Genomic DNA, 25,324 nt, shown 5'->3' on the forward strand with positions numbered 1-25,324 from the left:
AAGGGGTGTTCCATCTCAAACCCCCACACTGTGCCGCAGTGCATCGGCCGAGTGCGTGAAATAGCGCGTGGCCAGCACATCTGACAGGCTTGAGACACCGTCCACACAACCGCTCAGGTATTGCTCCAGCGTCGCATACCGGCCCGCAGCATCCTGCTCGCACAGGGCTGCCAGCGACACGTCAGACGCTTCAGGGATCCCCGCGCCCGCAGACTCGCCGGGCGTGCCCGCCGCCGCTTCAATTTTGGCAATGCGGCCCCGCAGGGTCTGCGCTACCCAGGCGAGCGAGCGGGGGTTGTCGCGGTCGATCACCAGCAGGTCGAGCAGGGCCGGCATGTCGCGCCGCTGCTGGTACTGGGCGTGAAAGGTGATGGTGCTGTCGAACAGTCCCAGCATGGCCTCAAAGCCACTTTCATCCGCCACCGCACCGGTCTGCAGGCCGCTGTGCAGCGCTGCCGCCAGAAACCCCAGGCGCTCCAGGTGCCGGCCGATAGACAGCAGGCGCCAGCCGTCATCGCGCGTCATGCGGTCGGTCTGCTGTCCGGTCATGGCTGCAGTGCGTCCGCTCAGGGTCTCCAGCTGGCGCAGGGCCTCCAGCGGCAGATAGTCGCCATCTTCGGCAGCTCCCGGGCGCTGCGCAAAAAACTCCGCATCGGCGCTGACGATCAGGTTCCAGTGCTCTTGCGAAAGCCGGTCGCGCACGGCCGATGCCGCCCCCATGATGCCGCGCAGGTTGTATCCCACGCTGGTCACCTGGGCCGCGTTGGTCAGCCCGGCGATGAGCGAGCGCTCAAACACGCGCCGCGCCTGCGTTGCCGGTGGCACGGTAGGCAATACCAGGCCCTGGCTCACGGCCATGGTGTTCAACCAGGCCAGTAGAGGCTGCGACGACTGGTCCTCGCCATTGAGACACTGGATGGCGATGCGTGCGAGCCGGGTCACGTTCTCGGTGCGTTCGGTGTAGCGGCCCAGCCAGAAGAGGTTCTCGGCCGAGCGGCTGGTCACCCGGCGGCTACGGTGCACCACGGCCGGTGCGCTCTGGTTGTGCGCCAGCAGGGTGGTCTTGTCCACATGGCCGTCGGTCAGCACCCACACATCGGCACTGCTGCCGCCACGCTGCATCGACGTGATTTCGCGCTCGTCGTTGGCGATGCGTGCCAGCCCGCCGGGCAGCACGCGCCATGAATCCGGGCCGTCGCACACGGCAAACACCCGCAGCATCACCGACCGCGGCGAGATGTGGCTTCCCCGGTGGTCCGTGCGCCAGGTGGGCATCTGCGAAAGCGGCAGGTAGGCCTGCACGGTGTGTTCGTCGCCCTGCGCCTGGATGCGCTCGGACCACTCATTCAGTTCTTGCGGCGACAGTGCGCCCCCCAGCACCGGGCCCCTCTGCGCCATGGGCCAGGTGGGGCGAATGACGCTTTGGGCCAGCTCAGGCAACACCTCCTGCATGGCAGCCTGCTCGCCGCACCACCAGGTGGGTAGCGCGGGCAGAACCAGCTCTTCGCCCAGCAGGTGGCGCGACAGCGCCGGCATGAAGCCCAGCAGCGCTGAAGACTCCAGGAACGCCGAGCCCGGCGCGTTGGACACCAGCACGTTGCCTGCGCGGATGGCCTGCAGCAGGCCGGGCACGCCCAGGCGCGAGTCGCTGCGCAGTTCCAGCGGGTCCAGAAACTCGTCGTCCAGCCGTTTGAGGATGCCGTGCACGGGCTGCAGGCCGTGCAAGGTTTTCAGGTACAGGTGATCGTCGCGCACGGTGAGGTCGTTCCCCTCCACCAGCGTGAGGCCCAGGTAACGGGCCAGGTAGGCGTGCTCAAAATAGGTTTCGTTGTAGGGGCCCGGCGTCAGCAGCACGATGCGCGCATCCTGACCCGCCGGGCTCATCTGCCGCAGGCCGTCCAGCAGTGCGCGGTATGTGGCCGCCAGGCGCTGCACATGCATCTGGCTGAACGCTTCAGGAAACAGCCGCGAAATCAGCAGGCGGTTTTCCAGCAGATACCCCAGGCCCGACGGTGCCTGCGTGCGCTGCGTGACCACCCACCAGTCACCTTTGGCGTCGCGGGCCATGTCGAACGCTGCGATGTGCAGGTGTGTGCCGCCTACAGGCTTAACCCCGTGCATGGCGCGCAGATAGCCCGGGTGGCCCTGCACCAGCGCGCTGGGGATCAGCCCCTGGCGCAGCAGCGCTTGCGGGCCATAGACATCGGCCATCACACGGTCAAGCAGACGCGCGCGTTGCTGCACGCCGTGTTCGATGTGCGCCCAGTCCTGTTGCGAGAGGATGAGCGGGAACAGGTCCACCGACCAGGGGCGTTGCGGCCCGCCCGCATCGGCGTACACGTTGTACGTGATGCCGTTGTCGCGCACCTGCCGTTGCAGGCTTTGGGTGCGCCGGTCCAGGTCTTCAAACCCAGCGCTCCCCAGGTGTTCGAAAAAGTCGCTCCAAGTGCTGGAGATGCCAGGTTCGATGGATGCTGATGCCCGGGCCGCGTCTACTGAGGCTTCGCTGCCCTGTGCCTTTTCGCCGTCTTCATCTTTGGCTTCGTCGTCATCGTTGTCATTGGTGTGCGGTGTCAGGTCGCAGCCACGCAGCTCGTCAAAATGCCCGGCCGCGGCGGCTGGCGCCAGAGCCGCGGCCATACCGGCGGCGGTGTCCTGTGCATCCAGGGGAAAAAGGGTGTCGTTCAATGGTTCCACTGCGCTGGATTCTCGGGCATTTGGTCTCCAGGACTCTGCGGGTTACCCACAACCGGCGAAACTGGCGCGCCCCAGGCCAGGGACGCCAAGCAAGGGCCGCCCCGCCGCGAGGGCGTCGTCCCCCTTCAGGGGAAGGCGCCGCAGGCGACTCAGGGGGAGTCAACTCACGGCCGCATCTTGCGCCGCAAATCCAGCGTGAACGGAAACTCGCGGCTGCCCGGTAACTCGATGGTGGCCGGCGGCACCGCCAGCTTGCCCGGCGTGTGTCCCATGCGAAAGAAGCGCGCCATGCGGCGGCTTTCTGCCTCGTAGGCGTTGACCGGAAACGTGTTGTAGTTGCGCCCGCCGGGGTGCGCCACATGGTACTGGCAGCCACCAAGCGACCGGTTCATCCAGGTGTCCACAATGTCAAACGTCAGTGGTGCATGGGCGCCGATGGTGGGGTGCAGGGCCGATGGCGGGTTCCAGGCCTTGTAGCGCACACCTGCCACAAACTCGCCGGTGGTGCCGGTGGTTTGCAGCGGCAGCGGCTGGCCATTGACGGTGACCACATGGCGGCTTTCGTTCAGCCCCGTCACGCGCACCTCGATGCGCTCCAGCGATGAGTCCACATACCGCACGGTGCCCGCTGCAGACCCTTCCTCTCCCATCACATGCCAGGGCTCCAGCGCGTTGCGCAGCGTGAGCTCCACACCCATCGACTGCACCATGCCGACCAGCGGAAAGCGAAACTCAAACTGCGGCGCGAACCATGCGGGGTCGAACGCATAGCCCGCCTCCGCCATCTCGGCCACCACATCGTGCATGTCCTGCTGGATGAAGGTGGGCAGCATCCAGCGGTCGTGCAACTCGGTGCCCCAGCGTGCGGCGGGGGCGCGGTACGGTGCCTTCCAGAACCGCGCAATCAGGGCGCGCAGCAGCAACTGCTGAACCACGCTCATGTGGGCGTGGGGGGGCATCTCGAAGGCGCGCAACTCCAGAAGTCCCAGGCGGCCGGTGCTGCTGTCGGGCGAATACATCTTGTCGATGGAGAACTCGCTGCGGTGCGTGTTGCCGGTGACGTCCACCAGGATGTTGCGCAGCGTGCGGTCTACCACCCACGGCGGCATGTCTTGTCCGTAGGTCGCGCGGTTGGTCTCGATCTCGCGCAGCGCGATCTCCAGCTCGTACAACTGGTCGTTGCGCGCTTCGTCCACGCGCGGCGCCTGGCTGGTCGGGCCAATAAAGAGGCCGCTGAACAGGTAGCTCAGCGAGGGGTGGTTGTGCCAGTACAGCAACAGGCTGGCCAGCAGCTCGGGCTTGCGCAAGAACGGTGAGTCAGCCGGCGTGGCGCCGCCCATCACAAAGTGATTGCCGCCCCCGGTGCCGGTGTGGCGGCCGTCGGTCATGAACTTCTCTGCCGACAGGCGCGTCTCCCAGGCGGCCTGGTACAAAAACTCGGTGTGCTCGACCAGCTCGCGCCAGTGGGTGGCGGGGTGGATGTTCACCTCGATCACCCCCGGGTCGGGCGTGACCGCCAGCACCTTCAGGCGCGCATCGCGCGGCGGTGGGTAGCCTTCCAGCACGATCTTCATGCCCAGATCGGTCGCTGTGGCCTCCACGGCGGCGAGCAGGTCCAGGTAGTCACTGAGGCGCGCCAGCGGCGGCATGAAGACATAGAGCACGCCGTATTTCTCGCCCACCAGCTCGGCCTTGGGGCCGCTGGCGCGGCGTGGGTCACGCACCTCCACACACATCGCCGTGCGCGACAAACCGGCAGCCGATACGAAGCGCGCTGGTGGCTGCACACCCGCCTGCGGATCGGGCTGGCCGGCCTGGCGCGCGTGGTCGCCGCCTGCGGCGCCTTGCTGCGCCATGCGGCGTGCTTCGCCAGGGGCGGTGGCGCCTGCCAGGTAGGGCAGGTCGCGGTCGCCGGTGATGGGGCCGGTTGCCGTGTAGCGTGCGCGCAGTGTGGTGGCCGCGGCCAGCGGGCCTTGGGGCACGCTCGGGTCTTGCGGGATGAGATGGTCCGTGTCGGCCGCGCTCACCCAGGGCAGGGCGTCCAGCGGCAGGCGGTATCCCATGGGCGAATCGCCGGGGATGAGCAGCATGCGCTCGTCGCGGAAGAACCAGGGGCTGGTGCTCCACGGGTTGCCTGTCAGCGGCCCCGCATCTTCCGGGTCACGGGCCTGCAGGGGCAGCACATAGCCGATCACGCTGTCGAGCTTTTGCTCGAACACGCGGCGCAGGCGGTTGCGCTCCAGCTCGTCGTCCAGGCGGGCGTCAAACGGGTCCACATTGACCGGCAGGCGCCGCTCGCGCCACAGGTAATAGAACGTGTCCTCGTAGCCCGGCAGGATGGTGCGGTCCGTGATGCCCAGCTTGCGCGTGAGGTGGCGCACAAAGCGGTGGGCGTCTTCGCTGGTGTAGTGCGACGGGTCGCGCTCATCGGCAAACAGCGTGGGGTTGGTCCAGGCGGGCTGACCGTCGGTACGCCAGCAGATCGACAAGGCCCAGCGTGGCAACTGCTCGCCCGGGTACCACTTGCCCTGGCCAAAGTGCAGAAAACCGCCCTGGCCGTATTCGGCGCGCAGCTTGTGTACCAGCTCGGTCGCAAAACCGCGTTTGGTGGGCCCCAGGGCGTCGGTGTTCCACTCGGCAGCGTCGCGGTCGCCCACAGCCACAAAGGTGGGCTCGCCGCCCATGGTCAGACGCACGTCGCCCGCCACCAGGTCAGCGTCCACTTTGTCGCCCAGGGCCAGCACCGCCTGCCACTGGTCTGCGGTGTAGGGCTTGGTCACGCGCGGCGATTCGTAAATGCGCGTCACGCGCATCTCGTGGCTGAACTCCACTTCGGCCTCGTCCACGCCGCCTTCAATGGGTGCGGCGCCCGAAGGTTGTGGCGTGCAGGCCAGCGGGATATGCCCCTCGCCCGCCATCAGGCCGCTGGTGGCATCCAGGCCAATCCAGCCCGCGCCGGGCAGGTAGACCTCGCACCAGGCATGCAGGTCGGTAAAGTCGACTTCGGTGCCACTGGGGCCATCCAGCGCCTTCACGTCGGGCGTGAGCTGGATCAGGTAGCCCGACACAAACCGCGCCGCCAGCCCCAGGTGGCGCAGCAGCTGCACCAGCAGCCAGCCCGAGTCGCGGCATGAGCCGCTGGCTTTTTGCAGCGTCTCCTCGGGGCCCTGCACGCCGGGTTCCATGCGGATCAGGTAGCGGATGTCCTGCGACACCTGCTGGTTGAGCTTGACCAGAAAATCAATGGTGCGCTGCTCGCTGCGGTCGATCTTGTCGAGATAGGCCTGGACCAGCGGGGTGATCGGGTCGGCCGCCAGATAGGGGGCCAGCTCTTGCTGGATCTCGGTGCTGTAGTTGAACGGCACCTGCTCGGCCTCGGGCTCCAGAAAGAAGTCGAAGGGGTTGTACACCGCCATCTCGACCACCAGGTCCACCGTGATCTTGAAGCTGCGCGTTTTTTCAGGGAACACCAGGCGCGCCTGGTAGTTGGCAAACGGGTCCTGCTGCCAGTTGATGAAGTGCTGCTCGGGCTCGACCCGGAGCGAGTACGACACCACGGTGCTGCGGCAGTGGGGCGCAGGACGCAGGCGCACGGTTTGCGGCCCAAGGCCAACGAGCCGGTCATACTGGTAGTGCGTGACGTGGTGGAGTGCGGCGTGGATGGGCATATGCAGGGCATGCTAGCAAGTCCCGAGCCATCGTGGGCAACAATTCCCCGGCGCGATGCCTTTTGTTCACCGCCTGTTCACAATCTGACTGCGGGTTTGGAGGCGTCGCTCACCCCCTCGTCAGACCTTGCGTTCACACCGCCCATTCACAGCACCATCTTGGTGATAACTCCGCTGTTCTGCCATGTCCCAGTCACCCCAACTCCTGCTTTTGCCTGGCCTTGCAGCCGATGAACGCATGTGGCGCGGTGTCTTGCCGCGCATGCCCCAGGCCCTGCGCCCCGTGGTGGCCACGGCCCACCAGGACGCATCGCTGCACGCCATCGAGGACTTCGCCGCTCGCTTGCTGGCGCAACATGCCGGGCCGCTGGTGTTGGCCGGCGCCTCCATGGGCGGGATGATCGCGATGGAAGCCGCACGCCAAGCGCCCGAGCGCATCGCGGGGCTGGCCTTGCTGGGCACCACGGCGCGGCCCGAAACGCCCGACATGCGGGCGCTGCGCGAGGCGGCGATCGAACTGTTTGAGCAAGGCCGCCTGCGCGAAGTGATCGAGCCCAACGTGGCGCTGGCGTTTCACCCCCGCAACACTGCCGACCCTGCGCTGGTGCAGGCCTATCTTGACTTGGTGCTGGACGCAGGTGCAGCGCACCTGGTGCGCCAGAACCGCGCCGTCATCCACCGGCCCGATGCGCGCCTGCACCTGCCCCACATCACCTGCCCCGTGCTGGTGGTGTGTGGCGCCGCCGACCAACTCACCCCGCCCGAATGCTCGGCCGAGATCGCGGCGCTGGTCCCCCATGCCGACCACACCGTGCTGGCCGACAGCGGCCACATGCTGACCATGGAGCAGCCCGATGCCGTGAACCACCTGCTGGTGCAATGGCTGGCCCGCAGCGGGTGGATTTGATTGAGAGTTTTTGAGTGTTTTTGGTCTCTATCGCTTATCCAATAAGCGATAGTAGCTATTAAATTGGTAGTAAATTAAAACTCCAGGTTGTCAATTAACCGCGTGCTGCCCAGCCGCGCAGCGCCCAGCGCCACCAGCGTTCCCTCTGCGTCTTGGGCCGTCGCGGGCAGCAGGTCCGCGCGGCGGCGCACGGTGATGTAGTCGGGTGCCCAGCCGCGGGCGCGCAGGGCGTCCAGGGCCTGGGGCTCAAGGCTTGCGCGCGGCGCGGGGTCGGCCAAAAACCACTGCTGCGCCAGTCGCTTCAGCGCTTGCGATAGCGCCACGGCTTCTTGCCGCTCTTCCAGACCCAGATACCCGTTGCGTGAACTCAGCGCCAGCCCATCGGCCGCGCGGCAGGTTTCGCCCGCCACGATATCGATGGGCAGCGCAAACTGCTGCACCATGTGGCGTATCACCATGAGCTGCTGGTAGTCCTTCTTGCCAAATACGGCGGTGCCGCCAGTCTGGCCCAGCACGCAGGCAAACAGCTTCATCACCACCGTGCTCACGCCCACAAAGAAGCCGGGGCGGAAATGGCCTTCCAGCATGTCAGCCAGCGCCGGGTCGGGGTGCACCTTGAAGGTCTGTGGCTGGGGGTACAGGTCGCCCTCGCGCGGCGCAAACAGCACATCGCAGCCGGCGGCCTGCAGCTGCGCGCAGTCGGCCTCCCAGGTGCGGGGGTAGCTGTCAAAGTCTTCATGCGGCAAGAACTGCAAGCGGTTCACAAAAATGCTGGCCACCGTCACGTCGCCCAGGGGCTTGACCTGGCGCACTAGGGCGATGTGCCCTTCGTGCAGGTTGCCCATGGTGGGTACGAAAGCGGGGTGGCGATAGGGTGCAAGGGCCTGGCGCAGGTCGGCGATGGAGCGGGCAATCAGCATGGAATGGGACAGAGCAAAGAAAAATTCGGTGAGGGCTTACCAGGCGTGCTGCGTGTTGTCGGGAAAACGCCCCTGTTTGACGGCCTGTACATAGGCCTCCATGGCGCCGCGTACGCTGCCCGCGTCCTGCATGAAGTTGTGCACGAACTTCGGCATCTTCCCCAGGTTCATGCCCAGCATGTCGTGCAACACCAGCACCTGGCCTGCCGTGCCGTTGTCCGCACCGATGCCGATGGTGTGGCAGTGCGTTAGCTCGGCCGTCAGGTCGGCGGCCAGCGCTGCGGGCACCATCTCCAGCACCAGCATGGCGGCGCCTGCGTCCTGCAGTTCGTGCGCCTCCTTGCGCAGGGTGAGGGCTGCGTCGTCGGTTTTGGCCTGCACGCGGTAGCCACCCAGGGCATGCACCGTCTGTGGTGTCAGGCCCAGGTGCGCGCACACCGGCACTCCGCGCTGCACTAAAAAATCCACCGTGGGCGCCGTCCAGCCCCCACCTTCGAGCTTGACCATGTGCGCCCCCGCCTGCATTAGCACGCAGGCGCTGCGCAGGGCTTGTTCGCGGCTTTCGGCATAGGTGCCATAGGGCAGGTCGGCCACCAGCCAGGCGGTGGCCTGCACGCGGTGCAGGCCCCGCGCCACGCTGGCCGTGTGGTAGGCCACGGTGTCCAGCGTCACGCCCACCGTGCTGGCCAGGCCCTGGCACACCATGCCCAGCGAGTCGCCCACCAGGATGCACTCCACCCCCGCCGCATCGGCCACGGCTGCAAAGGTGGCGTCGTAGGCGGTGAGCATGGTGATTTTTTCACCCGCTTCGCGCATCTGCGCCAGGCGCGGCAGGCTGACCGGGCGGCGCTGGGGCAGGGGTGATGCGGGCGGCAGGGTGCCGTAGGGCGTGGCTGTGGCGCTGCTGGCGGCGGTCATAGGGCGGGAGTAGGCAAAAATTGCCGCGAGTCTATGCGACCAATAATCGGTGTACTTATCGGTTTCAGGCACGCACGAACGCGGTCTGCACTGACGCCTGTGGGCATCGAGTTCCCGTTATGCTCGCGGCCCATGACGCTTTTGAAACCACCGTTCAGAGACAACGAAGTGATGGCCTTGGCCGAGGCCGATGTGGCCCGCGCCCTGGCCGAAGACGTGGGCACCGGCGACCTCACGGCCAGCCTGGTCGACCCCACCCGCCGCGCCCGCGCGCGCATCCTGGCGCGCGAGTCTGCCGTTATCTGCGGTGCCCCCTGGGCTGAAGCCGCCCTGCGCGCGCTCGACCCCACTGTGCAGATCACATGGCATGTGGCCGAGGGCCAGCGCTGCGCCGCCGACCAGGTGGTGCTGGAGCTGGAGGGCAACGCCCGGGCGCTGCTGAGCGCCGAGCGCACCGCGCTTAACTTCTTGCAGCTCTTGTCCGCCGTGGCCACCAAAACCCGCACTTATGTGGATGTGGTCGCAGGCACGCGTGCCCACATCGTTGATACCCGCAAGACGCTGCCCGGCCTGCGCCTGGCCCAAAAGTACGCCGTGCGCGTGGGCGGCGGCACCAACCACCGTATCGGTCTGCACGACGCGGTGCTCATTAAAGAGAACCACATTGCGGCCGCTGGTGGCGTGACCGCCGTGCTGCGTGCAGCCCAGAAGGTAGCCGCGCAGGCAGCGTTCATCGAGATCGAAGTGGAAACGCTGGAGCAGCTGGCCGAGGCGCTGGATGCCGGGGCCAAGATGGTGCTGCTCGACAACATGCCCCTGCCCACGCTGCGCGAAGCCGTGCGCATCAATGCAGGCCGGGCCATTCTGGAAATCTCGGGCGGTGTCACGCTCGAAGGCCTGCGCGAACTGGCCGAGACCGGCGTGGACCGCATCTCCATCGGCACGCTGACCAAAGACGTGAAGGCCACCGATTTCTCCATGCGCCTGCAGGAGCTGGCATGAGCACGGCAACCCTGAACCGCATCGACGTCGAGTACGAGCAGCCTGATGAAACGGCATCGGGCGCGGTCTGCGCCACCAAACATGCCTGGGCCCGCGTGCCGCCCGAGCCATCGCAGACGGAGCGTGCTGCGCTCAAGGACAAGACCCGCCGCCTGCTCAAAGAGAAAAACGCAGTGATGGTGTCGCACTACTACGTGCACCCGGACTTGCAGGACCTGGCCGAAGAAACCGGCGGCTTGGTGAGCGATTCGCTGGAGATGGCCCGCTTTGGCCGCGACCACGCCGCGCAAACGCTGGTGGTGAGCGGCGTTCGCTTCATGGGCGAGACGGCCAAGATCCTCAGCCCCGAGAAGACGGTGCTCATGCCCGACCTGGACGCCACCTGCTCGCTCGACCTGGGCTGTCCCATCGACGAGTTCAGCGCCTTCTGTGATGCCCACCCCGACCGCACCGTGGTGGTGTACGCCAACACCAGTGCGGCGGTGAAGGCGCGGGCTGACTGGCTGGTCACCTCCAGCTGCGCGCTCGACATCGTGGGCGCACTGAAGGCTGCAGGGCAAAAAATCCTGTGGGCGCCCGACCGCCACCTGGGCACCTACATCCAGCGCGAAACGGGCGCAGACATGGTGTTCTGGAACGGCGCCTGCATCGTGCACGACGAGTTCAAGGCGCTGGAGCTGGATCTGCTGAAAAAGCAGCACCCCGGCGCCAAGGTGCTGGTGCACCCCGAAAGCCCCGCCGATGTGGTGGCCCTGGCCGATGCCGTGGGCTCCACCAGCGCCATCCTCAAGGCCGCGCGCGACATGGATGCCACCGAATTCATCGTGGCCACCGACAACGGCATGATGCACAAGCTGCGCACGCTCAACCCCGGCAAGACCTTCTACGAAGCCCCCACCGCAGGCAACAGTGCCACTTGCAAAAGCTGCGCGCACTGCCCCTGGATGGCGATGAACGGCCTGGCTGACGTGGCGCGGGTGCTGGAAACGGGCGCCAACGCGGTCCATGTGGACGCCGCGTTGATCCCGCGCGCACGGCAGCCCATTGACCGCATGCTGGCTTTCACCGCCGCGCTCAAGAACGGACAACCCACCGGCGCGTTGGTGCCACACCTCGGCGCTGCCTGACGGATGTTGGCGTGCTGAATGCTTTGTTTTTGATAGCTACTGGCGCTTATAAATAAAGCGCTAGCGCCTGTTTTGACTCATATTTCTTGCATTGACTTCACCCAGCCGCTGGACCCGGGCGCTCCGCGGCTTCGGCACCGCTTTGCCGCTCCACGCGAGGTGCTGGCAGCCCACACCCTGGCCGACGTGCGGGGTGTGCTCGACGCCGTGCATGCCGCTGCCCAGCGCGGCCGCTGGTGTGTGGGCCATGTGCAATACGAGGCGGCTGCCGCGTTTGATGCCGCCCTGCAGACGCACCCGGCCGATGGCCCGCTGGCCTGGTTTGCTGTGTACGACGCGCCCCAGCCGTGGCCGGACGATGTGGCAGGCCACGCCCCGGCAGACGCTGCGCAGGTCACGTGGGCAGATAGCCTCAGCCGCGCCGACTTTGATGCGGCCATGACAAAAATCCAGCAGGCGATCAGTGCGGGCGAGCTGTACCAGGTCAACTTCACGGCCCCCATCAGCGGCGCATTGCAAGGCAGTGCCGACGCCCTGTTTGCGGCCCTGCAGCGCGCGCAGCCCGGCGGGTACGCGGCGCACATTGACGCGGGCGAAGAGCAGGTGCTGTCGGTGTCGCCAGAATTGTTTTTTGACTGGAAGGACGCGCCCGGCGGCGGCAGCATTCTGGCCCGCCCCATGAAAGGCACGGCCCCGCGCGGCGCCACGCCCGAGCAGGACGCCGACAACGCCGCCCACCTGCGCACGGCGCCCAAGGAGCGCGCCGAGAACGTGATGATCGTGGACCTGCTGCGCAACGACCTCTCGCGCATTGCGCTGCCGCACAGCGTGCAGGTGCCCGCCCTGTTTGCCACGCAGGCCCTGCCCACGGTATGGCAAATGACGTCGGACGTGACGGCCCGCACGCGGCCGGGCACCATGCTGACCGATGTGTTTGCGGCACTGTTCCCGTGTGGCTCGGTCACCGGTGCACCCAAGGTGCGCGCCATGCAGATGATCCGCGCGTTGGAGAAAGCCCCGCGCGGTGTGTACTGCGGCGCAGTGGGTGTGGTGCGGCCGGTGGAGGGCAGTGCGGGCCCTGGTGGCCAGCATCGTGTGGCCGCCACGTTCAATGTGCCGATTCGCACCGTGGTGCTGCACGCTGCGGATGGCAAGCCTGCGGCTTCGGTAGCCACGTGCGGCATCGGCAGCGGTATCACATCGGGTGCCGAGCCTGCCGCCGAATGGGCCGAATGGCGACACAAGCGTGCGTTTGTCGAACGCGCCAGCATGCCGTTCCAGATTCTGGAAACCCTGGGCCTGCACCACGGCAAGTTTCAGCACGCCGACCTGCATGTGCGCCGCATGGTCGAGGCCGCTGCGCACTTTGGCTTTGTGTGCAACGTGCACGCCGTGCGGCAAGAGCTGCAGATTGCCGCGTTGCAGCACCGTGACGGAGCCTGGCGCGTGCGCCTACTGCTGTCGGCAGATGGCAGATCGCACACCGAAGCCTTTGCCTTGCAACCCACTCCCGAGCCCGTGCGCCTGCAACTGGCCACCCGCCCGTTTGAGGCGGCCCACAGCGAGTTCGTGCGCTACAAAACCACCCGCCGCGCACACTACGCCGCCTTCGCCCCCACCACGCCCGGCGTGTTCGACACGGTGTTGTGGAACGAAGCGGGCGAGGTTACCGAAAGCACCTTCGGCAACATCGCAGCGTTCATCGACGACCAGTGGATCACCCCGCCGTTGTCGTGCGGTTTGCTGCCCGGCGTTGGCCGCGCGGTGGCCCTCCGCGACGGGTGGATGACCGAAGCCGTGCTGCGCGTAGAGGACGTACCCAGGGTGCAAAAATGGGCGTTCATTAACAGCCTGCGCGGCTGGCTTGTGGCAACGCTAGACGTTTGAGAGGCCCACAGCGGCATGTGCGGCGGGAGCCGCTCAACGCATGGGTACAACACGCCAGACGCGCCCGGTCAAGGCAGGCGTCGCCGGGCTCGGTTTCCAGTGAACAGATTGCCGGTTGCGTAGCCTTTAGAGACCCTTTGCGGTGAGAGCCGCAGCCCCCGCTTGGCCTTGGCGGTGTGCGCTATTTCGACGCTGTCTGGCGGGCTTTGCTGCGTGTTGCGAACCGCGCAGCCCACTCTGACACGGGCATGAAGCTGGGGTCTGTGCGGACCACGCGCTCGGTTTGCGCCCAGATGGCTTCGTCCTCCTGGTCCAGGTCCAGGGGGTCGCCATGGGGCTGGCTGACGTACCAGGGCGTGTCCAGGTACACCTCCACCGTGTTGTCTTCGGGGTCCATGCAGTAGATGGAGATCGCGTTGCCGTGGTTGAGGCCGCGCATCTTGGTAGCGCCCAGGGCCAGGGCGCGTCGGCGGGCCTCGCGCAGATGGTCAATGGTCTTGACCTTGAAGGACAGCTGCATCACCGTGCTCGGTGCGTCTGCCGCCCTCCCGCCAGCCAGCACCAGCTGGTGGTGTTGGTCCTCGCGCCCGCTGAGGAACACGATTTCGAAGCGGAACGTGACGCCTTCGCCCCGGTCGGTCTCCTGCATGTCGAAGACGCCGGTGTAGAAGTTTTTCATTACCTCCAGGTCGCGGCAAAAGATGCCGCAGTGCGAGAGGTTGGCGGTGTAGGGTGGGTTCATGGTGGCGGGTTCCATGTGTCAGGACTTTAGGGGGTCAGGACTTCAGGGGTCAGGGGATCAGGACCAGCTTGCCCAGCGTACCGCCGCTGTCCAGCAGTTCGTGGGCTTGACGAGCCTGTGCCAGCGGCATACGCATGGCACGCGGCGCACGCACCTGGCCTGTGGCCATCAGTGCAATGGCCTGCTCCATCAGGCCGCGGCGCTGCGTGATGTCGGCATCCACCGCGTGGATGGAAAAAGTGCGGATGGCCAGGCTCTTGGCCAGCAGCTTGCGCAACTCGTCGAACACATCACTGGACGGTGGGCCGGCGAGGATGTTGTACGACACCGCCATGCCCGAGGGCGCCAGCGAGCGCAGGCAGGCGATAAAGAGCGCCGCGCCCACGTGGTCAAAGGCCAGGTCCACGCCCCGGCCACCCGTAAGATCTATCACCCGCTGCGGCAGTGCCTGTGTGTCGCCATCGACGAGGTCAGTGACTCCGTTCTCCAAGGCGAAGGCGCGCTTTTCGGGTGTAGAGGCCGTGCCGATCACGCGCAACCCGCGCGACCGCGCCACCTGCGCGAGCGCCGTGGCCACGCCACCTGCCGCACCGGGCACCAGGATGGACTGTGCGGGCAGGTTGCCGTTGCTGGCCAGCAGCGCCAGAGCGAGCTGAAAGTTGCCCAGGCTCACGGCGTCATCGAAGGGAATACTGCCGGGCAACACGAAGGGAACGGCTTCGGCAACGCAGATCGCCTGCACGTAGCAGCCACCGCGTTGCGGCAGCTCGCGCGCACTCACCAGCACGCGGTCGCCCACGGCCAGGCGGCTTGCGCCGGGCCCCACTGCGTCGACCACGCCTGCCAGCTCATTGCCGGGCACGGCGGGCAGCGGGGGCATCCATTTGTAGGTGCCATTTCGTATCAGCACATCTGGCCCGCCCGCGCCGATGGCGTGGGCCCGCACGCGCACTTCACCCGGGCCGGGCAGGGGCAGGGGCAGATCGACCAGTGACAGGACCTCTGGTCCGCCCGTCACTTGCAGTTGTACGGCCTTCATCGTCGTGGTGTTTGCCGCCATGTTCAGCGCTGCCCATCGTGCACGGAGACCTGCTCGCGCGTCAGTCCGCCCAACCGCGAGTGAATGCGTCCTCCATCGGCCATCACCAGCGCGAACAGGATCTCGTCCGGGCGCGGGGCGTCCTGGATGCCTACCTCAGCGCTGTTGAAGTGGCTGCGTACGTAAGCGGCATGGATGTAGTGCAACGGGACCATCAGCCGGTAGCCAGTGGCCGCCACTGCCTTGGCAGCTGGCACGATCGCCTTGGGTTCACCCAACACTTGGCGCATGGCCCAGCCACCTGCCTCGTGCCAGACTGCACCGTGCTCCAGCTCACCGTTGACGCCCACGATGGCTGCTTTGCTGTAGGCCTGCACATTCTCTTTGCCCAGTGCGTCCGTCAGCTCTTGGGCAAGCAGGGTGCCCAGGCTGCGCAGCTCGGCCATGAAGGGGAGCAGGTCGGGCTCGTAGCGCCCGGCATAGGGGTTGCGCACCACCGCGCAGGCCGACGCGACGCGCAGCGGCGTATCTGCCGGCGGGCCACCTTCGTGGAAGATGGTTTCCATGGTGAAACTGCGTTTGCGTATGGCGATCAAAGTCATGTACAAAATCTTTCAGTGAATGCAATGGTTCATTGTTTGGTGATCTTGGCGTCCGCCACGACCTGCTGCCATTTTTCTATCTCTTTGCTGACCATGGCCTTCATCTCCTCCGGCGTGCTGCCGCGCGCCTCGCCACCCATGTCCTCCAGCCGCTGGCGCACGGCCGGTGCCTGCAGAGCACGCAAGGTTTCGGCATTGAGTCGGTCTACCACTGGGCGTGGAGTTCCTGCAGGCGCCAGCAATCCGGCCCATGAGCGCACGTCGTAGCCTGCAACGCCTTGCTCTGCCACGGTGGGCACGTTCGGCAGGCCCGACCAGCGTTGTGGGCCAGTGGTGGCGATGGCGCGCAGCTTGCCCGCCTGAATATTGGTCAGCACCGCCGTGGGTGGGGCAATGATGAAGGGCACGTCCCCCGCCAGCAACGCGGTGATTGATGCAGCGTCGCCCCGGTACGGTACGTGCAGTAGATTCACGTTGGCCATCTTGGCCAGTAGCTCGCCCGCCAGGTGGTGGGTGGAACCCACCCCGGCCGTGCCGTACCCGACCGTGCCCGGTGCCGCCTGCGCGGTGGCCATGACTTCGCGCAGGGTCTGGACTTTGGAGTTGGCGTTGACCACCACCAGGAACGGGAAAAAGGTGATCGTGGAGATCATCTCGAAATCTGCCACCGACTTGTAGGGCAGCGTGTTGTACAGCGCGCCTGCCACCGCATGCCCGCCGGTGGCCAGCAGCAGCGTGTAGCCGTCGGGCTTGGCACGCGCCACCGTGGTGGCCGCAATGGTGCCGCCGGCGCCCGACTGCGCTTCGACCACCATGGGCTGGCCCAGGGTCTTGGCCATCTCCATACCGACGGCGCGCGCAATCGCGTCGGCATTGCCGCCGGGCGCAAAGCCCTGGTAGAGCTTGATGGCCCGCTCCGGATAAGCCTGGGCCAGCGCAGGCAGCGCGGGCCAGGTGAGGGCTGCCGCGCCGCAGGCGGCCAGGACGTGTCTTCTGTGCATGCTTGTCTCCATGGGCGGCGGCCGCGTGGGGCCTGTCTCTACCCTTGCGTGGTGAATGAATGAGATCGGACGGACGGGTGGATGGCAATGGCCAGATGGCGCTTAGCCTTGGGCCACCACCGGGTTGCGCAGCAGGCCGATGGCCTCGATTTCCACCTCCACCACGTCGCCGGGCTTCATGTATTGGGGGGGCTTTTTGCTCCAGCCCACGCCGGCGGGTGTGCCAGTGATGATCACGTCACCGGGTACCAAGGTGAAGATGGTCGATGCGTAGGCGATCAGGCGCGGGATGGAGAAGATCATGTGGCCTGTGTGGCTGGACTGCACCACGGCACCGTTCAGACGCGTTTCCAACTTGAGTTCCCGGCCGGGGGCGATCTCGTCGGCTGTCACCATCCAGGGACCGAAGGCGCCGGTGGATTCAAAGTTCTTGCCCGATGCAATCTGCTTGGCGTGGAATTGCCACTCCCGCACGCTGGCGTCGTTGTAGCAGCTATATCCCGCAACGTGGTCCCAGGCTTTGGCCTCGCTGATGTCGCGGCCACCCTGGCCAATGATCACCGCCAGTTCGCCTTCCCAGTCCAGCGATTCAGACACATGGGGGCGCACGATGGGCCCCTGGTGCGGCGTTTGCGAGCGCCATACGCGCAGGAAGATGGGCGGCTGCTCAGACAGCTCACGCTGCATCCCGGCGGCCAGCACTTCCTGGTGGTGGTCCATGTAGTTGCGCACTGCACAGACGATCTTTTCGGGGCGGGGGATCACAGGCAGGTACACAACGTCGGCCAGCTTCGCATCGGCCTTCAGGCCCGCCACCAGCGCGTCACGCCGCGCGAAGTCGGCGCTGGCGATGAAGTCGGCCAGGGTGGCATAGCCCGTGTGTGCGGCCAGTTCTGCAACGCCGTCATCAATGACGACACCCCAGGTTTCACGGCCAGCGATTGCGTAGGACATCAGTTTCATGGGTTTCCTTGGAGTTGAGTGGACAGAGGTGATGTGGTGAAAGTTGGACCGTATGGCGCTTCGGAAAGCGCCATCGAAGCAATGTGAACATATGCAGGAAGTTATTTTTATGCACAAAACAGATTGTGTGCATAGTGGTTTACGCTGAGCAAAATGCTGGAACTTGTGTAAAGCAGGTCTGCCATGCGAGGCGCGTGCGCGCGTCAACGAATGAGCGCGTAAGCCAAAGCGCCCGCCAATGTCACGTTGCCGGGTCGCGCACCGCGCCAATGGGGTGCCTGGATGTGAAAGGGGAAATCAGGCCAGCGCCGTGTGCGGCGAGGCTGGGTTGGTGGGCACCGCCGCAGGTGGCGTGTGCTTCACCGAGCCCGGGATCGGGCCAACGCAGAGGTGCCAGCGGCGGCACTCGGCGCAGATGCGCAAGCGCGGGAGCTCAGTTTCCTGGCGTCTGTTCAACCTTGCTCAGCACCGCCAGCACGTTGCGCTGCGTGCTCAGGATGTGCTCTTCAAGCAGTGCGCAGGCGGTGTCCGCATCGCGCCGCAAGGTGGCATCCATGAGTTTTCGGTGCTCGCTCGACTTGTGCTTGAACGTCTTGCGAAAGCGGGCTGAATAGCGGCGGTAGCGCTCGGCCTGGTCGAACAGGCTTGCGCTCCAGGTGCGCAGGCGCTCCGAAGGACTGGCAGAAATCAGTGCCATGTGGAAAGCAGTATGAACATCGGTCCACCCCTGGTCCAAGACCACAGGGCCCTCGCTGAGCCGTGCTTCTACCTTCTCCAGCCGGTGGAAGGCACCCACCACCAGCGCCTCCCAGGCATCATCGCCATGGGCAATGGATTCGCGCAGGGCCTGCACGTCCAGCATGACGCGCATGCGGGTGATGTCGGCCAGGTCTTCGGCCGAGACGGCCGCCACCCTAAACCCTCGCCGCTCGTCGGCACGAATCAGGCCCTCTTGTGCGAGGCGGCTCAGGGCCTCACGCAGGGGGCTGCTGGAAAAGCCGTAGGTCGCCTGCAACTCGTCGAGCTTGAGCTTGGCGCCAGCACTGTATGTCCCGTTCAACACATCACGGCGCAATTGCGCGAAGGCCTGGTCCACCAGGGGCGGCGTGCGTGCAGGTGTGTCGTTTTTATACATGTAATTAATTTTATGCATAAACTGGAAGCTTTGAAAGAAGGAGCTAACCCCATGACCACTGAACCGCAGACCCCATCCATCCGACTGGTTGCCATCTCCGGCAGTATCCGACGCGCCTCGCATTGCACCGCCGTGCTGCGCAGCCTGCCTCCGCTGCTGCCGCCAGGGGTCGCGCTGGAAATTTTTCCTCTCGATGAAGTCCCCTTGTACAACGCAGATCTCGACGGTGACATGCCCCCCGCCGCCGTGGCCCAGCTCAAGAGCGCCATTGCCAGTGCGGACGGTCTCGTGCTTTGCTCGCCCGAGTACAACTACGGTATCCCCGGCGTGCTAAAGAACGCGATCGATTGGGCCTCGCGCCCGGGCTTTGCGTCGCCGCTCAAGGGAAAACCGGTACTCATCATGACCGCATCGCCCGGCACTGCGGGCGGCGTGCGTGCGCAGGCTCAGATCCGCGATGCGCTGGCAGCTACGCTGGCACGACCACTGGTGCGCCAGCATATTGCCATCGCAGGCATCGCTGCCCGCATTCAGGAAGGTCGCCTGGTTGATGAGTCAACACTTGGTTTTATTGCGACAGGTCTGCTGGAACTGGTCGACGAAATTCGTTGGCTTGCTATGCGTTCGGGTGAGGCGTCATAACCACCCGGCGTGCGTTGGGTGACAAGAGGATCCACCATCTGGTTGTGCGCCTGGTGAGCCGTCGCCGCGCGGTGCTGCTCCAGCTGCATCAACGGAAATAATGGCGACGGGAATGGATCGGGAGCCGGCTCAAACCCGTTCTTTGGCGTAGGAGCCCCGGTCCATGTCGACCACTTCCACGCTGAGTTGAACCATCACGCCCTGGGGCTTGGGTGTGCGCTCGCGCAGCACGGCGGCAATGCGGTCTGACAGTTCCTTTTTGGCCTCAGGCGTGCGGCCTGACAGCAGGCGCAGCTGTGCATGAACAAACGCACGGTTGGCAGGTGCCGTGCCAATCTCGAAACTGTCTGCCACGATGAAGCGCGTTTTCAGATCGGCCTCGTCCTGCACTTCGGGGTGGCCGCACACGGTGGCGTTGAGCGCGGTGAGAGTTTCTGCCTCGGGGTAGTGGGGCAGGTTTGCAGAGTATTCAACGGTGAGATGGGGCATGGGGGTTCCGATTCAGGTTCCGTTCAGTGGCGGGTACGCACGGTGCGTGCGGCAGCCAGTTTAAAGGTGACACAGGGCCTCGGTGCGCAGTTGGTGTGCCGCATGGTGGTTCAGGGCGCTGATCAACTGCTCCACATCAGCCGCCGTGTGCGCGGCCGACAGCGCAATGCGCAAGCGGGCCGTGCCTGCGGGCACGGTGGGCGGGCGGATGGCTGGCACCCACAGGCCCTGGGTGCGCAGGCTGTCCATCGCGGCCAGTGCCGCTTCGTTGCTGCCGATCACCAGGGCCTGCACGGGGGTGTGCGACGGCAGCAGGTGCCAGCCTAAAGCGAGTGGCAGCGCTGCCAGCCCTGTGCGCAACTGGGCAATCAATGCCTGCAGGTGAGCGCGGAGGTCGTCTCCGGCCGCCATCAGTTGCAGGCTCTGGCGCAGTGCGCTGGCCAACAGCGGCGGGGCAGCAGTGGCAAAGATGTAGGTGCGCGTTTTTTGCAGCAGCCACTCAATCAGTGCTGTATCCCCTGCCACAAAGGCGCCTGCCACCCCGGCGGCTTTGCCGAGCGTGGCCATGTAGAGCACGCGCCGTGACGCGGCAGCTCCGGACAGGCCCGCGTGCGCCAGGCAACCGCGACCTTGGGGCCCCAGCACGCCAAAGCCGTGCGCGTCATCCAACAGCAGCAACGCGTCGTAGCGCTCGCACAGCGCCAGTAGCGCAGGGATGTCGATGAGGTCGCCGTCCATGCTGAATACGGCGTCGCTGATGACCAGCTTGCGCCGTGCGGGGCTGGCCGACAGCGCTGCCTCCAGCGCCACCAGGTCGGCATGCGGATAGCGGTGGATGGTGGCGCGCGACAGGCGGGCGCCGTCGATCAAACAGGCGTGGTTGAGCGCGTCGGAGAACAGCGCGTCGCCATCACCCACCAGCGCAGGAATGATGCCGGTGTTGGTGGCGTAGCCCGCGTAGAAATACAGCGCGCGGGGCAACTGTACGTAAGCCGCAAGTTCATGTTCCAGCGCATCGTTGGCCGCGCTGTGGCCGCTGACCAGTGGCGATCCGCCCGAACCCACGCCATAGGCGTAGGTGGCTGCGCGGGCGGCCTCGGCCAGGGCGGGGTGGCCCGCCAGGCCCAAGTAGTCGTTGCTGCAAAAGGCCAGCATGGGTTGGCCGTCTACCAGCAGGCGGGCGCCGCCTGCGGGCGTCACCACGCGACGGCGGCGCAGCAGGTGGGTGCGTTCGATATCGGCCAGGCGGGCGGGAATGTCGTCCAGCCAGGACGGCGCGTGGTCCGCTGTCATTGCCATCACAGCCAGTTCGCAGGCAGTTCAAACACCAGCTTGCCCGGTTCGGGCAAGTCCTGGTACGGCACATCGGCCAGCATCGGGGCGCCCAGCCGCGAGCGCAGGTAGGCAATGTTGTCTTCCACCGCGTCCATGTCAGGGTCGACACGGTTGGCCACCCAGCCCACCAGCGTCAGGCCCCGTGCACGGATCGCCTCGGCCGTGAGCAGCGCGTGGTTGAGGCAGCCCAGGCGCAGCCCCACCACCAGCACCACGGGCAGGGCCAGGGCCTGGGCCAGGTCGGCGCCCGTCTGGGTGTCGGTCAGCGGCACATGAAAGCCGCCTGCGCCCTCGACCACCACCACGTCGGCAAGCGCTGCCAGCGCCTGGTAGCTGCGCACCATGGCCGCGATGTCGATCTGCACCCCGGCGCGCGCCGCGGCGATGTGGGGCGAAAGCGGGTCCAGCAACAGCACGGGGTTGTCCAGCGCTGCGGGCACTGCCAAGGTGGATGCGGAGCGCAGCGCAATGGCGTCTTCGCTGGCCCAGTCGTCGCCCCAGGGCACCACGCCTGCCGCCACAGGCTTCATTCCCACCACGCGGTGGTGGTGCACGGCCAGCGCGTGCAGCAGGCCGGCAGACACCAGTGTCTTGCCGACGCCCGTGTCGGTGCCGGTGACAAAACATCCAATCATGAAGTTTCCTCTTGCAGGGTCGCGTTCAGGGTGTCCAGCGCACCGCTGGCAAGGCACTGCACGGCCTCTTCGTCCATAACGTAGGGTGGCATGGCGTACAGCGTCTTTCCGATGGGGCGCAGCACCACCCCGCGCGCCATGGCGTGCTGGTGGTAGCGGCGAGAAAAGTCGGGCAAAGTGGTGTCCACGTCCCAGGCCCAGATCGTTCCAATGCTGCGCGCATGGCGCACACGCGGGTGGTGGGTCACCGGTGCACAGGCTGCGTCGATGCGCTGCGCCAGCGCAGTGTTGGCATTCAGCGCATCGAGCTGGTCAAACAGCTCCAGCGTGGCCAGCGCCGCGCGGCAGGCCAGCGGGTTGCCGGTGTACGAGTGCGAATGCAAAAAGCCCCGCGCCACCTCATCGTCGTAGAACGCTGCATACACCGCATCCGTGGTCAGCACAGCCGACAGCGGAAGCGTGCCGCCAGTCAGGCCTTTGGAAAGACAAATGAAATCTGGCCGGATGCCCGCCTGCTGGTGCGCGAACATCGTGCCTGTGCGGCCAAATCCCACCGCGATTTCATCGACCACCAGATGCACCTCGTAGCGGCTGCACAGTGCGCGCGCCAGTCGCAGGTATTCGGGGTCGTGCATGGCCATGCCTGCGGCGCATTGCACCAGCGGCTCCACGATCAAGGCCGCCGTGGTGTCGTGGTGCTCAGCCAGCCATACTTCCAGCGCTGCAGCGGCGCGTCGGGCCACGTCCTGTGCGGTTTCGCCAGGGGCTGCCCCGCGTGCATCGGGGCTGGGCACGGTATCGGCCAGGCGCACCAGCGGCGCATAGGCTTCGCGGAAGATCGCGATGTCCGTCACCGCCAGCGCGCCCACGGTTTCGCCGTGGTAGCCGCCCGTCAGGCCCACGAAGCGGCTCTTTGCGGGGCGGCCGGTATTGCGCCAGTAGTGCGCGCTCATCTTCAGCGCGATCTCGGTGGCGGCGGCGCCGTCGCTGCCGTAGAAGGCATGGCCCAGGCCCGTGAGTTGCCCCAGGCGCTCTGATAGTTCCACCACGGGTGCGTGCGTGAAGCCCGCCAGCATCACATGGTCCAGACGTGCCAACTGGTCGGTGAGTGCCGCCTGGATGTGTGGGTGGCTGTGGCCAAACAGGTTGACCCACCAGGAGCTGATGGCATCGAGATAGCGCTGGCCGTCGGTGTCATAAAGCCAAGGGCCCTGCGCGCGCGCAATGGCCACGGGCGGCTGGGCCTCGTGCCGCTTCATCTGGGTGCAGGGGTGCCAGACGCTGGCAAGGCTGCGGGCCACCAGGGAGTTGTGCGTGTGATGCTGCACAGCTCAGTGCGCGGAGAAGTCCAGCACACAACTGTCGCCCAGCGCCTCGCGCCACACGCGCACCCGGCTCACGCTGGCGCGCAGGTCGGCAGGCAGGGTCTGGGCGATGAAGAGGCAGAGGTTTTCGAGCGTGGGTGTGCCCAGGCCGGGCACGTCGTCGAGCATGTGGTGGTCCAGCTGCTCGCGCACCACCTCCAGGCCCCGGCGCAGCAGGCCCAGGTCCTGGACCATGCCGGTGGCCGGGTCGCGCGGGCCTGTCAGAAACACTTCGGCGTGGTAGGTGTGGCCGTGCACACGGCGGCTGCCTTCGGCCTCGATCTCGCGGCGCAGGGTGTGGGCGGCGTCAAAGAAGAAGCGCTGGGAAATTGTGAACAACATAGGGGCGGGCATAAAGGCTTAACGGATGCCGGTGAGCTTGTGGGTTTGCAGGCTCAACCGCCATGCGGGGTGGGCCATGCAGGCGTCAATGCAGGTGGCAGTGTTCTGGCGCTGCAGCAGGCCATCCATGGGCTGCAGAAAGCGGTGGGTGAACTGGGTGTCTTGCTCTAACGCCGTTAAATCAAAGCCGGGCTGGGGCCAGACGAGCTTCAATTCCTGCCCGCTGCGCTGCACCCAGGGCGCGCCCGCCTTGGGGCTGATGCACAGCCAGTCGATGCCTTCCGGCGCGGCGATGGTGCCGTTGCTTTCCACCGCGATGCGAAATTGCTGCGCGTGCAATGCATCCACGAGCGCCGTGTCCACCTGCAGCAGGGGCTCGCCGCCGGTCAGCACCACCAGGCGGTGGCCAGCGCCTGCAGGCCACTGTGCAGCGATCCGTTCGGCCAATGCGGTGGCAGTGTCGAACTTGCCGCCCAGCGTGCCATCGGTGCCCACAAAGTCGGTGTCGCAAAACTGGCAGATGGCCTGCGCGCGGTCTTGCTCGCGGCCCGTCCAGAGGTTACAGCCCGCAAAGCGGCAGAACACGGCGGGCGTGCCCGCCTGGCCGCCTTCGCCTTGCAGGGTGTAAAAAATTTCTTTGACGCTGTAAGTCATCGGGGCACCGGTGGGATGAGGATGGTAGGTGCGGCGGGCGCGGCAACTTCCGGGTAATCGCGGCTGAAATGCAGGCCCCGGCTCTCGCGGCGCAGTTGGGCGCTTTTCACGATCAGGTCGGCCACCTGCACCAGGTTGCGCAGCTCCAGCAGGTCGCGCGTGACGTGAAAGTGCGCGTAGAACTCCTGGATCTCGCCCTGCAGCAGGGCAATGCGGTGGGCGGCGCGTTCCAGACGCTTGTTGGTGCGCACGATGCCCACGTAGTCCCACATGAAGCGGCGCAGCTCGTCCCAGTTGTGCGAGATGACGACCGATTCATCGGCATCGGTCACACGGCTGTCGTCCCACGCGGGCACGGTGGGCAGATCGGCGATAGGGGCTGCAGCAATGACCTGCGCGGCGGCGCGGGCAAACACCATGCATTCGAGCAGCGAGTTGCTGGCCAGCCGGTTGGCGCCGTGCAGGCCGGTGCAGGCCACTTCGCCCACGGCAAACAGGCCGGGCAGGTCGGTGCGGCCCGCCAGGTCGGTCAGCACGCCGCCGCAGGTGAAGTGGGCCGTGGGCACTACGGGGATGGGCTCTTTGGTGATGTCGATGCCCAGCCCGGCACAGTGCGCCAGGATGTTCGGAAAGTGTTCCTGCAAAAACGCGGGGCTCTGGTGCGAGATGTCGAGGTGCACGCAGTCCAGCCCGTGCTTTTTCATCTCGAAGTCGATGGCGCGGGCCACCACATCGCGCGGGGCCAGTTCGGCACGTGGGTCATGGTCGAGCATGAAGCGCGTGCCGCCTGCCGATGGGGGCAGCAGCAGCTTGCCGCCCTCGCCACGCACCGCCTCGCTGATGAGGAAGGACTTTTCGTGCGGGTGGTACAGGCCCGTGGGGTGGAACTGGATGAACTCCATGTTGGCCACACGGCAGCCTGCGCGCCAGGCGGCGGCAATGCCATCGCCCGTGGCGGTGTCGGGGTTGGTGGTGTACAGGTACACCTTGCCTGCGCCGCCCGTGGCCAAAATAGTTTGCGGGGCACGGAAGGTGACGACCTCGTCGGTGTCGCTGTCCAGCGCATACAGGCCCAGGCAGCGGTTGCCGGGCAAGCCCAGCTTGCGCGTGGTGATCAGGTCCACCAGCGTGTGTTGCTCAAACAGCGTGATGCCGGGGGTGGCGCGCACCACGTCGATCAGTGTGCGCTGCACGGCCGCGCCGGTGGCATCGGTCACATGGGCAATGCGGCGCGCGCTGTGGCCGCCTTCGCGCG

The 25,324-nt window shown here is 66.2% G+C and carries 22 protein-coding genes; 5 read left to right on the forward strand and 17 right to left on the reverse strand.

Features of this window, described 5'->3' with window-relative positions; translation table 11 throughout:
* Window positions 1-15: 15 nt before the first annotated feature.
* Together ACK4OE_RS08180 and ACK4OE_RS08185 are read right to left on the reverse strand one after the other, a co-directional pair.
* Window positions 16-2,640 carry a circularly permuted type 2 ATP-grasp protein gene (locus tag ACK4OE_RS08180; protein WP_409884248.1) on the reverse strand — a complete coding sequence of 875 codons (2,625 nt, stop codon included), beginning with the start codon at window positions 2,638-2,640 and terminating at the stop codon, window positions 16-18.
* A 221-nt stretch (window positions 2,641-2,861) separates the two neighbouring features.
* The gene (locus ACK4OE_RS08185; protein WP_409884222.1) at window positions 2,862-6,365 is read right to left on the reverse strand and encodes a DUF2126 domain-containing protein; all 3,504 of its coding nucleotides are present in this window, start codon (window positions 6,363-6,365) and stop codon (window positions 2,862-2,864) included.
* A gap of 184 nt (window positions 6,366-6,549) precedes the next feature.
* Here ACK4OE_RS08185 and ACK4OE_RS08190 point away from each other — a divergent pair, with 184 nt between their 5' ends.
* Window positions 6,550-7,272, forward strand: coding sequence for an alpha/beta fold hydrolase (locus ACK4OE_RS08190; protein WP_409884223.1), 723 nt, complete (start codon window positions 6,550-6,552; stop codon window positions 7,270-7,272).
* Between the two features lie 74 nt (window positions 7,273-7,346).
* On the opposite strand, the gene panC is transcribed toward ACK4OE_RS08190, so the two are convergent.
* Window positions 7,347-8,192, reverse strand: coding sequence for a pantoate--beta-alanine ligase (gene panC, locus ACK4OE_RS08195; protein WP_409884224.1), 846 nt, complete (start codon window positions 8,190-8,192; stop codon window positions 7,347-7,349).
* A gap of 36 nt (window positions 8,193-8,228) precedes the next feature.
* Window positions 8,229-9,110 (reverse strand): 3-methyl-2-oxobutanoate hydroxymethyltransferase, encoded by an 882-nt coding sequence (gene panB, locus ACK4OE_RS08200; RefSeq protein WP_409884225.1) that lies wholly within the window; start codon window positions 9,108-9,110, stop codon window positions 8,229-8,231.
* A 132-nt stretch (window positions 9,111-9,242) separates the two neighbouring features.
* On the opposite strand from panB, the gene nadC reads away from it, so the two are divergent.
* The 3 genes from nadC (at window position 9,243) to ACK4OE_RS08215 (ending at window position 13,126) form a co-directional block, all read left to right on the forward strand.
* The gene (nadC, locus tag ACK4OE_RS08205) at window positions 9,243-10,112 is read left to right on the forward strand and encodes a carboxylating nicotinate-nucleotide diphosphorylase (protein ID WP_409884226.1); all 870 of its coding nucleotides are present in this window, start codon (window positions 9,243-9,245) and stop codon (window positions 10,110-10,112) included.
* A complete protein-coding gene (nadA, locus tag ACK4OE_RS08210) occupies window positions 10,109-11,239 on the forward strand; it encodes a quinolinate synthase NadA (protein ID WP_409884228.1) in 1,131 nt (376 codons plus the stop codon). Before nadC ends, nadA begins: the two co-directional genes overlap by 4 nt.
* A gap of 72 nt (window positions 11,240-11,311) precedes the next feature.
* A complete protein-coding gene (locus tag ACK4OE_RS08215) occupies window positions 11,312-13,126 on the forward strand; it encodes a chorismate-binding protein (protein ID WP_409884230.1) in 1,815 nt (604 codons plus the stop codon).
* Window positions 13,127-13,307: 181 nt separating this feature from the next.
* Here the strand turns inward: ACK4OE_RS08215 and ACK4OE_RS08220 are convergent, their stop codons facing one another.
* The 6 genes from ACK4OE_RS08220 to ACK4OE_RS08245 form a co-directional block, all read right to left on the reverse strand.
* On the reverse strand, window positions 13,308-13,868 hold the full coding sequence (locus tag ACK4OE_RS08220) for a VOC family protein (RefSeq protein ID WP_409884249.1): 561 nt from the start codon (window positions 13,866-13,868) through the stop codon (window positions 13,308-13,310).
* Window positions 13,869-13,917: 49 nt separating this feature from the next.
* A complete protein-coding gene (locus ACK4OE_RS08225) occupies window positions 13,918-14,928 on the reverse strand; it encodes a zinc-dependent alcohol dehydrogenase family protein (RefSeq protein ID WP_409884232.1) in 1,011 nt (336 codons plus the stop codon).
* A gap of 2 nt (window positions 14,929-14,930) precedes the next feature.
* On the reverse strand, window positions 14,931-15,509 hold the full coding sequence (locus tag ACK4OE_RS08230) for an amino acid synthesis family protein (RefSeq protein WP_409884233.1): 579 nt from the start codon (window positions 15,507-15,509) through the stop codon (window positions 14,931-14,933).
* Between the two features lie 29 nt (window positions 15,510-15,538).
* Window positions 15,539-16,510, reverse strand: coding sequence for a Bug family tripartite tricarboxylate transporter substrate binding protein (locus ACK4OE_RS08235; RefSeq protein ID WP_409884234.1), 972 nt, complete (start codon window positions 16,508-16,510; stop codon window positions 15,539-15,541).
* Window positions 16,511-16,612: 102 nt separating this feature from the next.
* Window positions 16,613-17,473 carry a fumarylacetoacetate hydrolase family protein gene (locus tag ACK4OE_RS08240; RefSeq protein ID WP_409884235.1) on the reverse strand — a complete coding sequence of 287 codons (861 nt, stop codon included), beginning with the start codon at window positions 17,471-17,473 and terminating at the stop codon, window positions 16,613-16,615.
* 433 nt (window positions 17,474-17,906) lie between these two features.
* Window positions 17,907-18,626 (reverse strand): GntR family transcriptional regulator, encoded by a 720-nt coding sequence (locus tag ACK4OE_RS08245; protein WP_409884236.1) that lies wholly within the window; start codon window positions 18,624-18,626, stop codon window positions 17,907-17,909.
* 33 nt (window positions 18,627-18,659) lie between these two features.
* Here ACK4OE_RS08245 and ACK4OE_RS08250 point away from each other — a divergent pair, with 33 nt between their 5' ends.
* On the forward strand, window positions 18,660-19,250 hold the full coding sequence (locus ACK4OE_RS08250) for an NADPH-dependent FMN reductase (RefSeq protein WP_409884237.1): 591 nt from the start codon (window positions 18,660-18,662) through the stop codon (window positions 19,248-19,250).
* A 129-nt stretch (window positions 19,251-19,379) separates the two neighbouring features.
* On the opposite strand, the gene ACK4OE_RS08255 is transcribed toward ACK4OE_RS08250, so the two are convergent.
* The 7 genes from ACK4OE_RS08255 to nadB form a co-directional block, all read right to left on the reverse strand.
* On the reverse strand, window positions 19,380-19,739 hold the full coding sequence (locus tag ACK4OE_RS08255) for a 5-carboxymethyl-2-hydroxymuconate Delta-isomerase (RefSeq protein ID WP_409884238.1): 360 nt from the start codon (window positions 19,737-19,739) through the stop codon (window positions 19,380-19,382).
* 60 nt (window positions 19,740-19,799) lie between these two features.
* Window positions 19,800-21,038, reverse strand: a complete 1,239-nt coding sequence (bioF, locus tag ACK4OE_RS08260) for an 8-amino-7-oxononanoate synthase (protein WP_409884239.1) — start codon at window positions 21,036-21,038, stop codon at window positions 19,800-19,802.
* Window positions 21,038-21,709 (reverse strand): dethiobiotin synthase, encoded by a 672-nt coding sequence (gene bioD, locus ACK4OE_RS08265; protein WP_409884240.1) that lies wholly within the window; start codon window positions 21,707-21,709, stop codon window positions 21,038-21,040. The genes bioF and bioD overlap by 1 nt, the downstream gene beginning before the upstream one ends.
* Window positions 21,706-23,010: an adenosylmethionine--8-amino-7-oxononanoate transaminase gene (bioA, locus tag ACK4OE_RS08270; RefSeq protein ID WP_409884241.1), complete on the reverse strand. Its 1,305-nt coding sequence runs from the start codon at window positions 23,008-23,010 to the stop codon at window positions 21,706-21,708. The genes bioD and bioA overlap by 4 nt, the downstream gene beginning before the upstream one ends.
* 30 nt (window positions 23,011-23,040) lie before the next feature.
* Window positions 23,041-23,415 (reverse strand): 6-pyruvoyl trahydropterin synthase family protein, encoded by a 375-nt coding sequence (locus tag ACK4OE_RS08275; RefSeq protein ID WP_409884243.1) that lies wholly within the window; start codon window positions 23,413-23,415, stop codon window positions 23,041-23,043.
* Window positions 23,416-23,433: 18 nt separating this feature from the next.
* Complete coding sequence (queE, locus tag ACK4OE_RS08280; RefSeq protein ID WP_409884244.1) at window positions 23,434-24,069, reverse strand: 7-carboxy-7-deazaguanine synthase; 636 nt, start codon at window positions 24,067-24,069, stop codon at window positions 23,434-23,436.
* On the reverse strand, window positions 24,066-25,324 hold a 1,259-nt coding region (nadB, locus tag ACK4OE_RS08285; protein WP_409884245.1), incomplete at its 5' end, for an L-aspartate oxidase. The genes queE and nadB, both read right to left, overlap by 4 nt.

This window comes from Acidovorax sp., assembly GCF_046314175.1.
Lineage (GTDB): Bacteria > Pseudomonadota > Gammaproteobacteria > Burkholderiales > Burkholderiaceae_C > Acidovorax.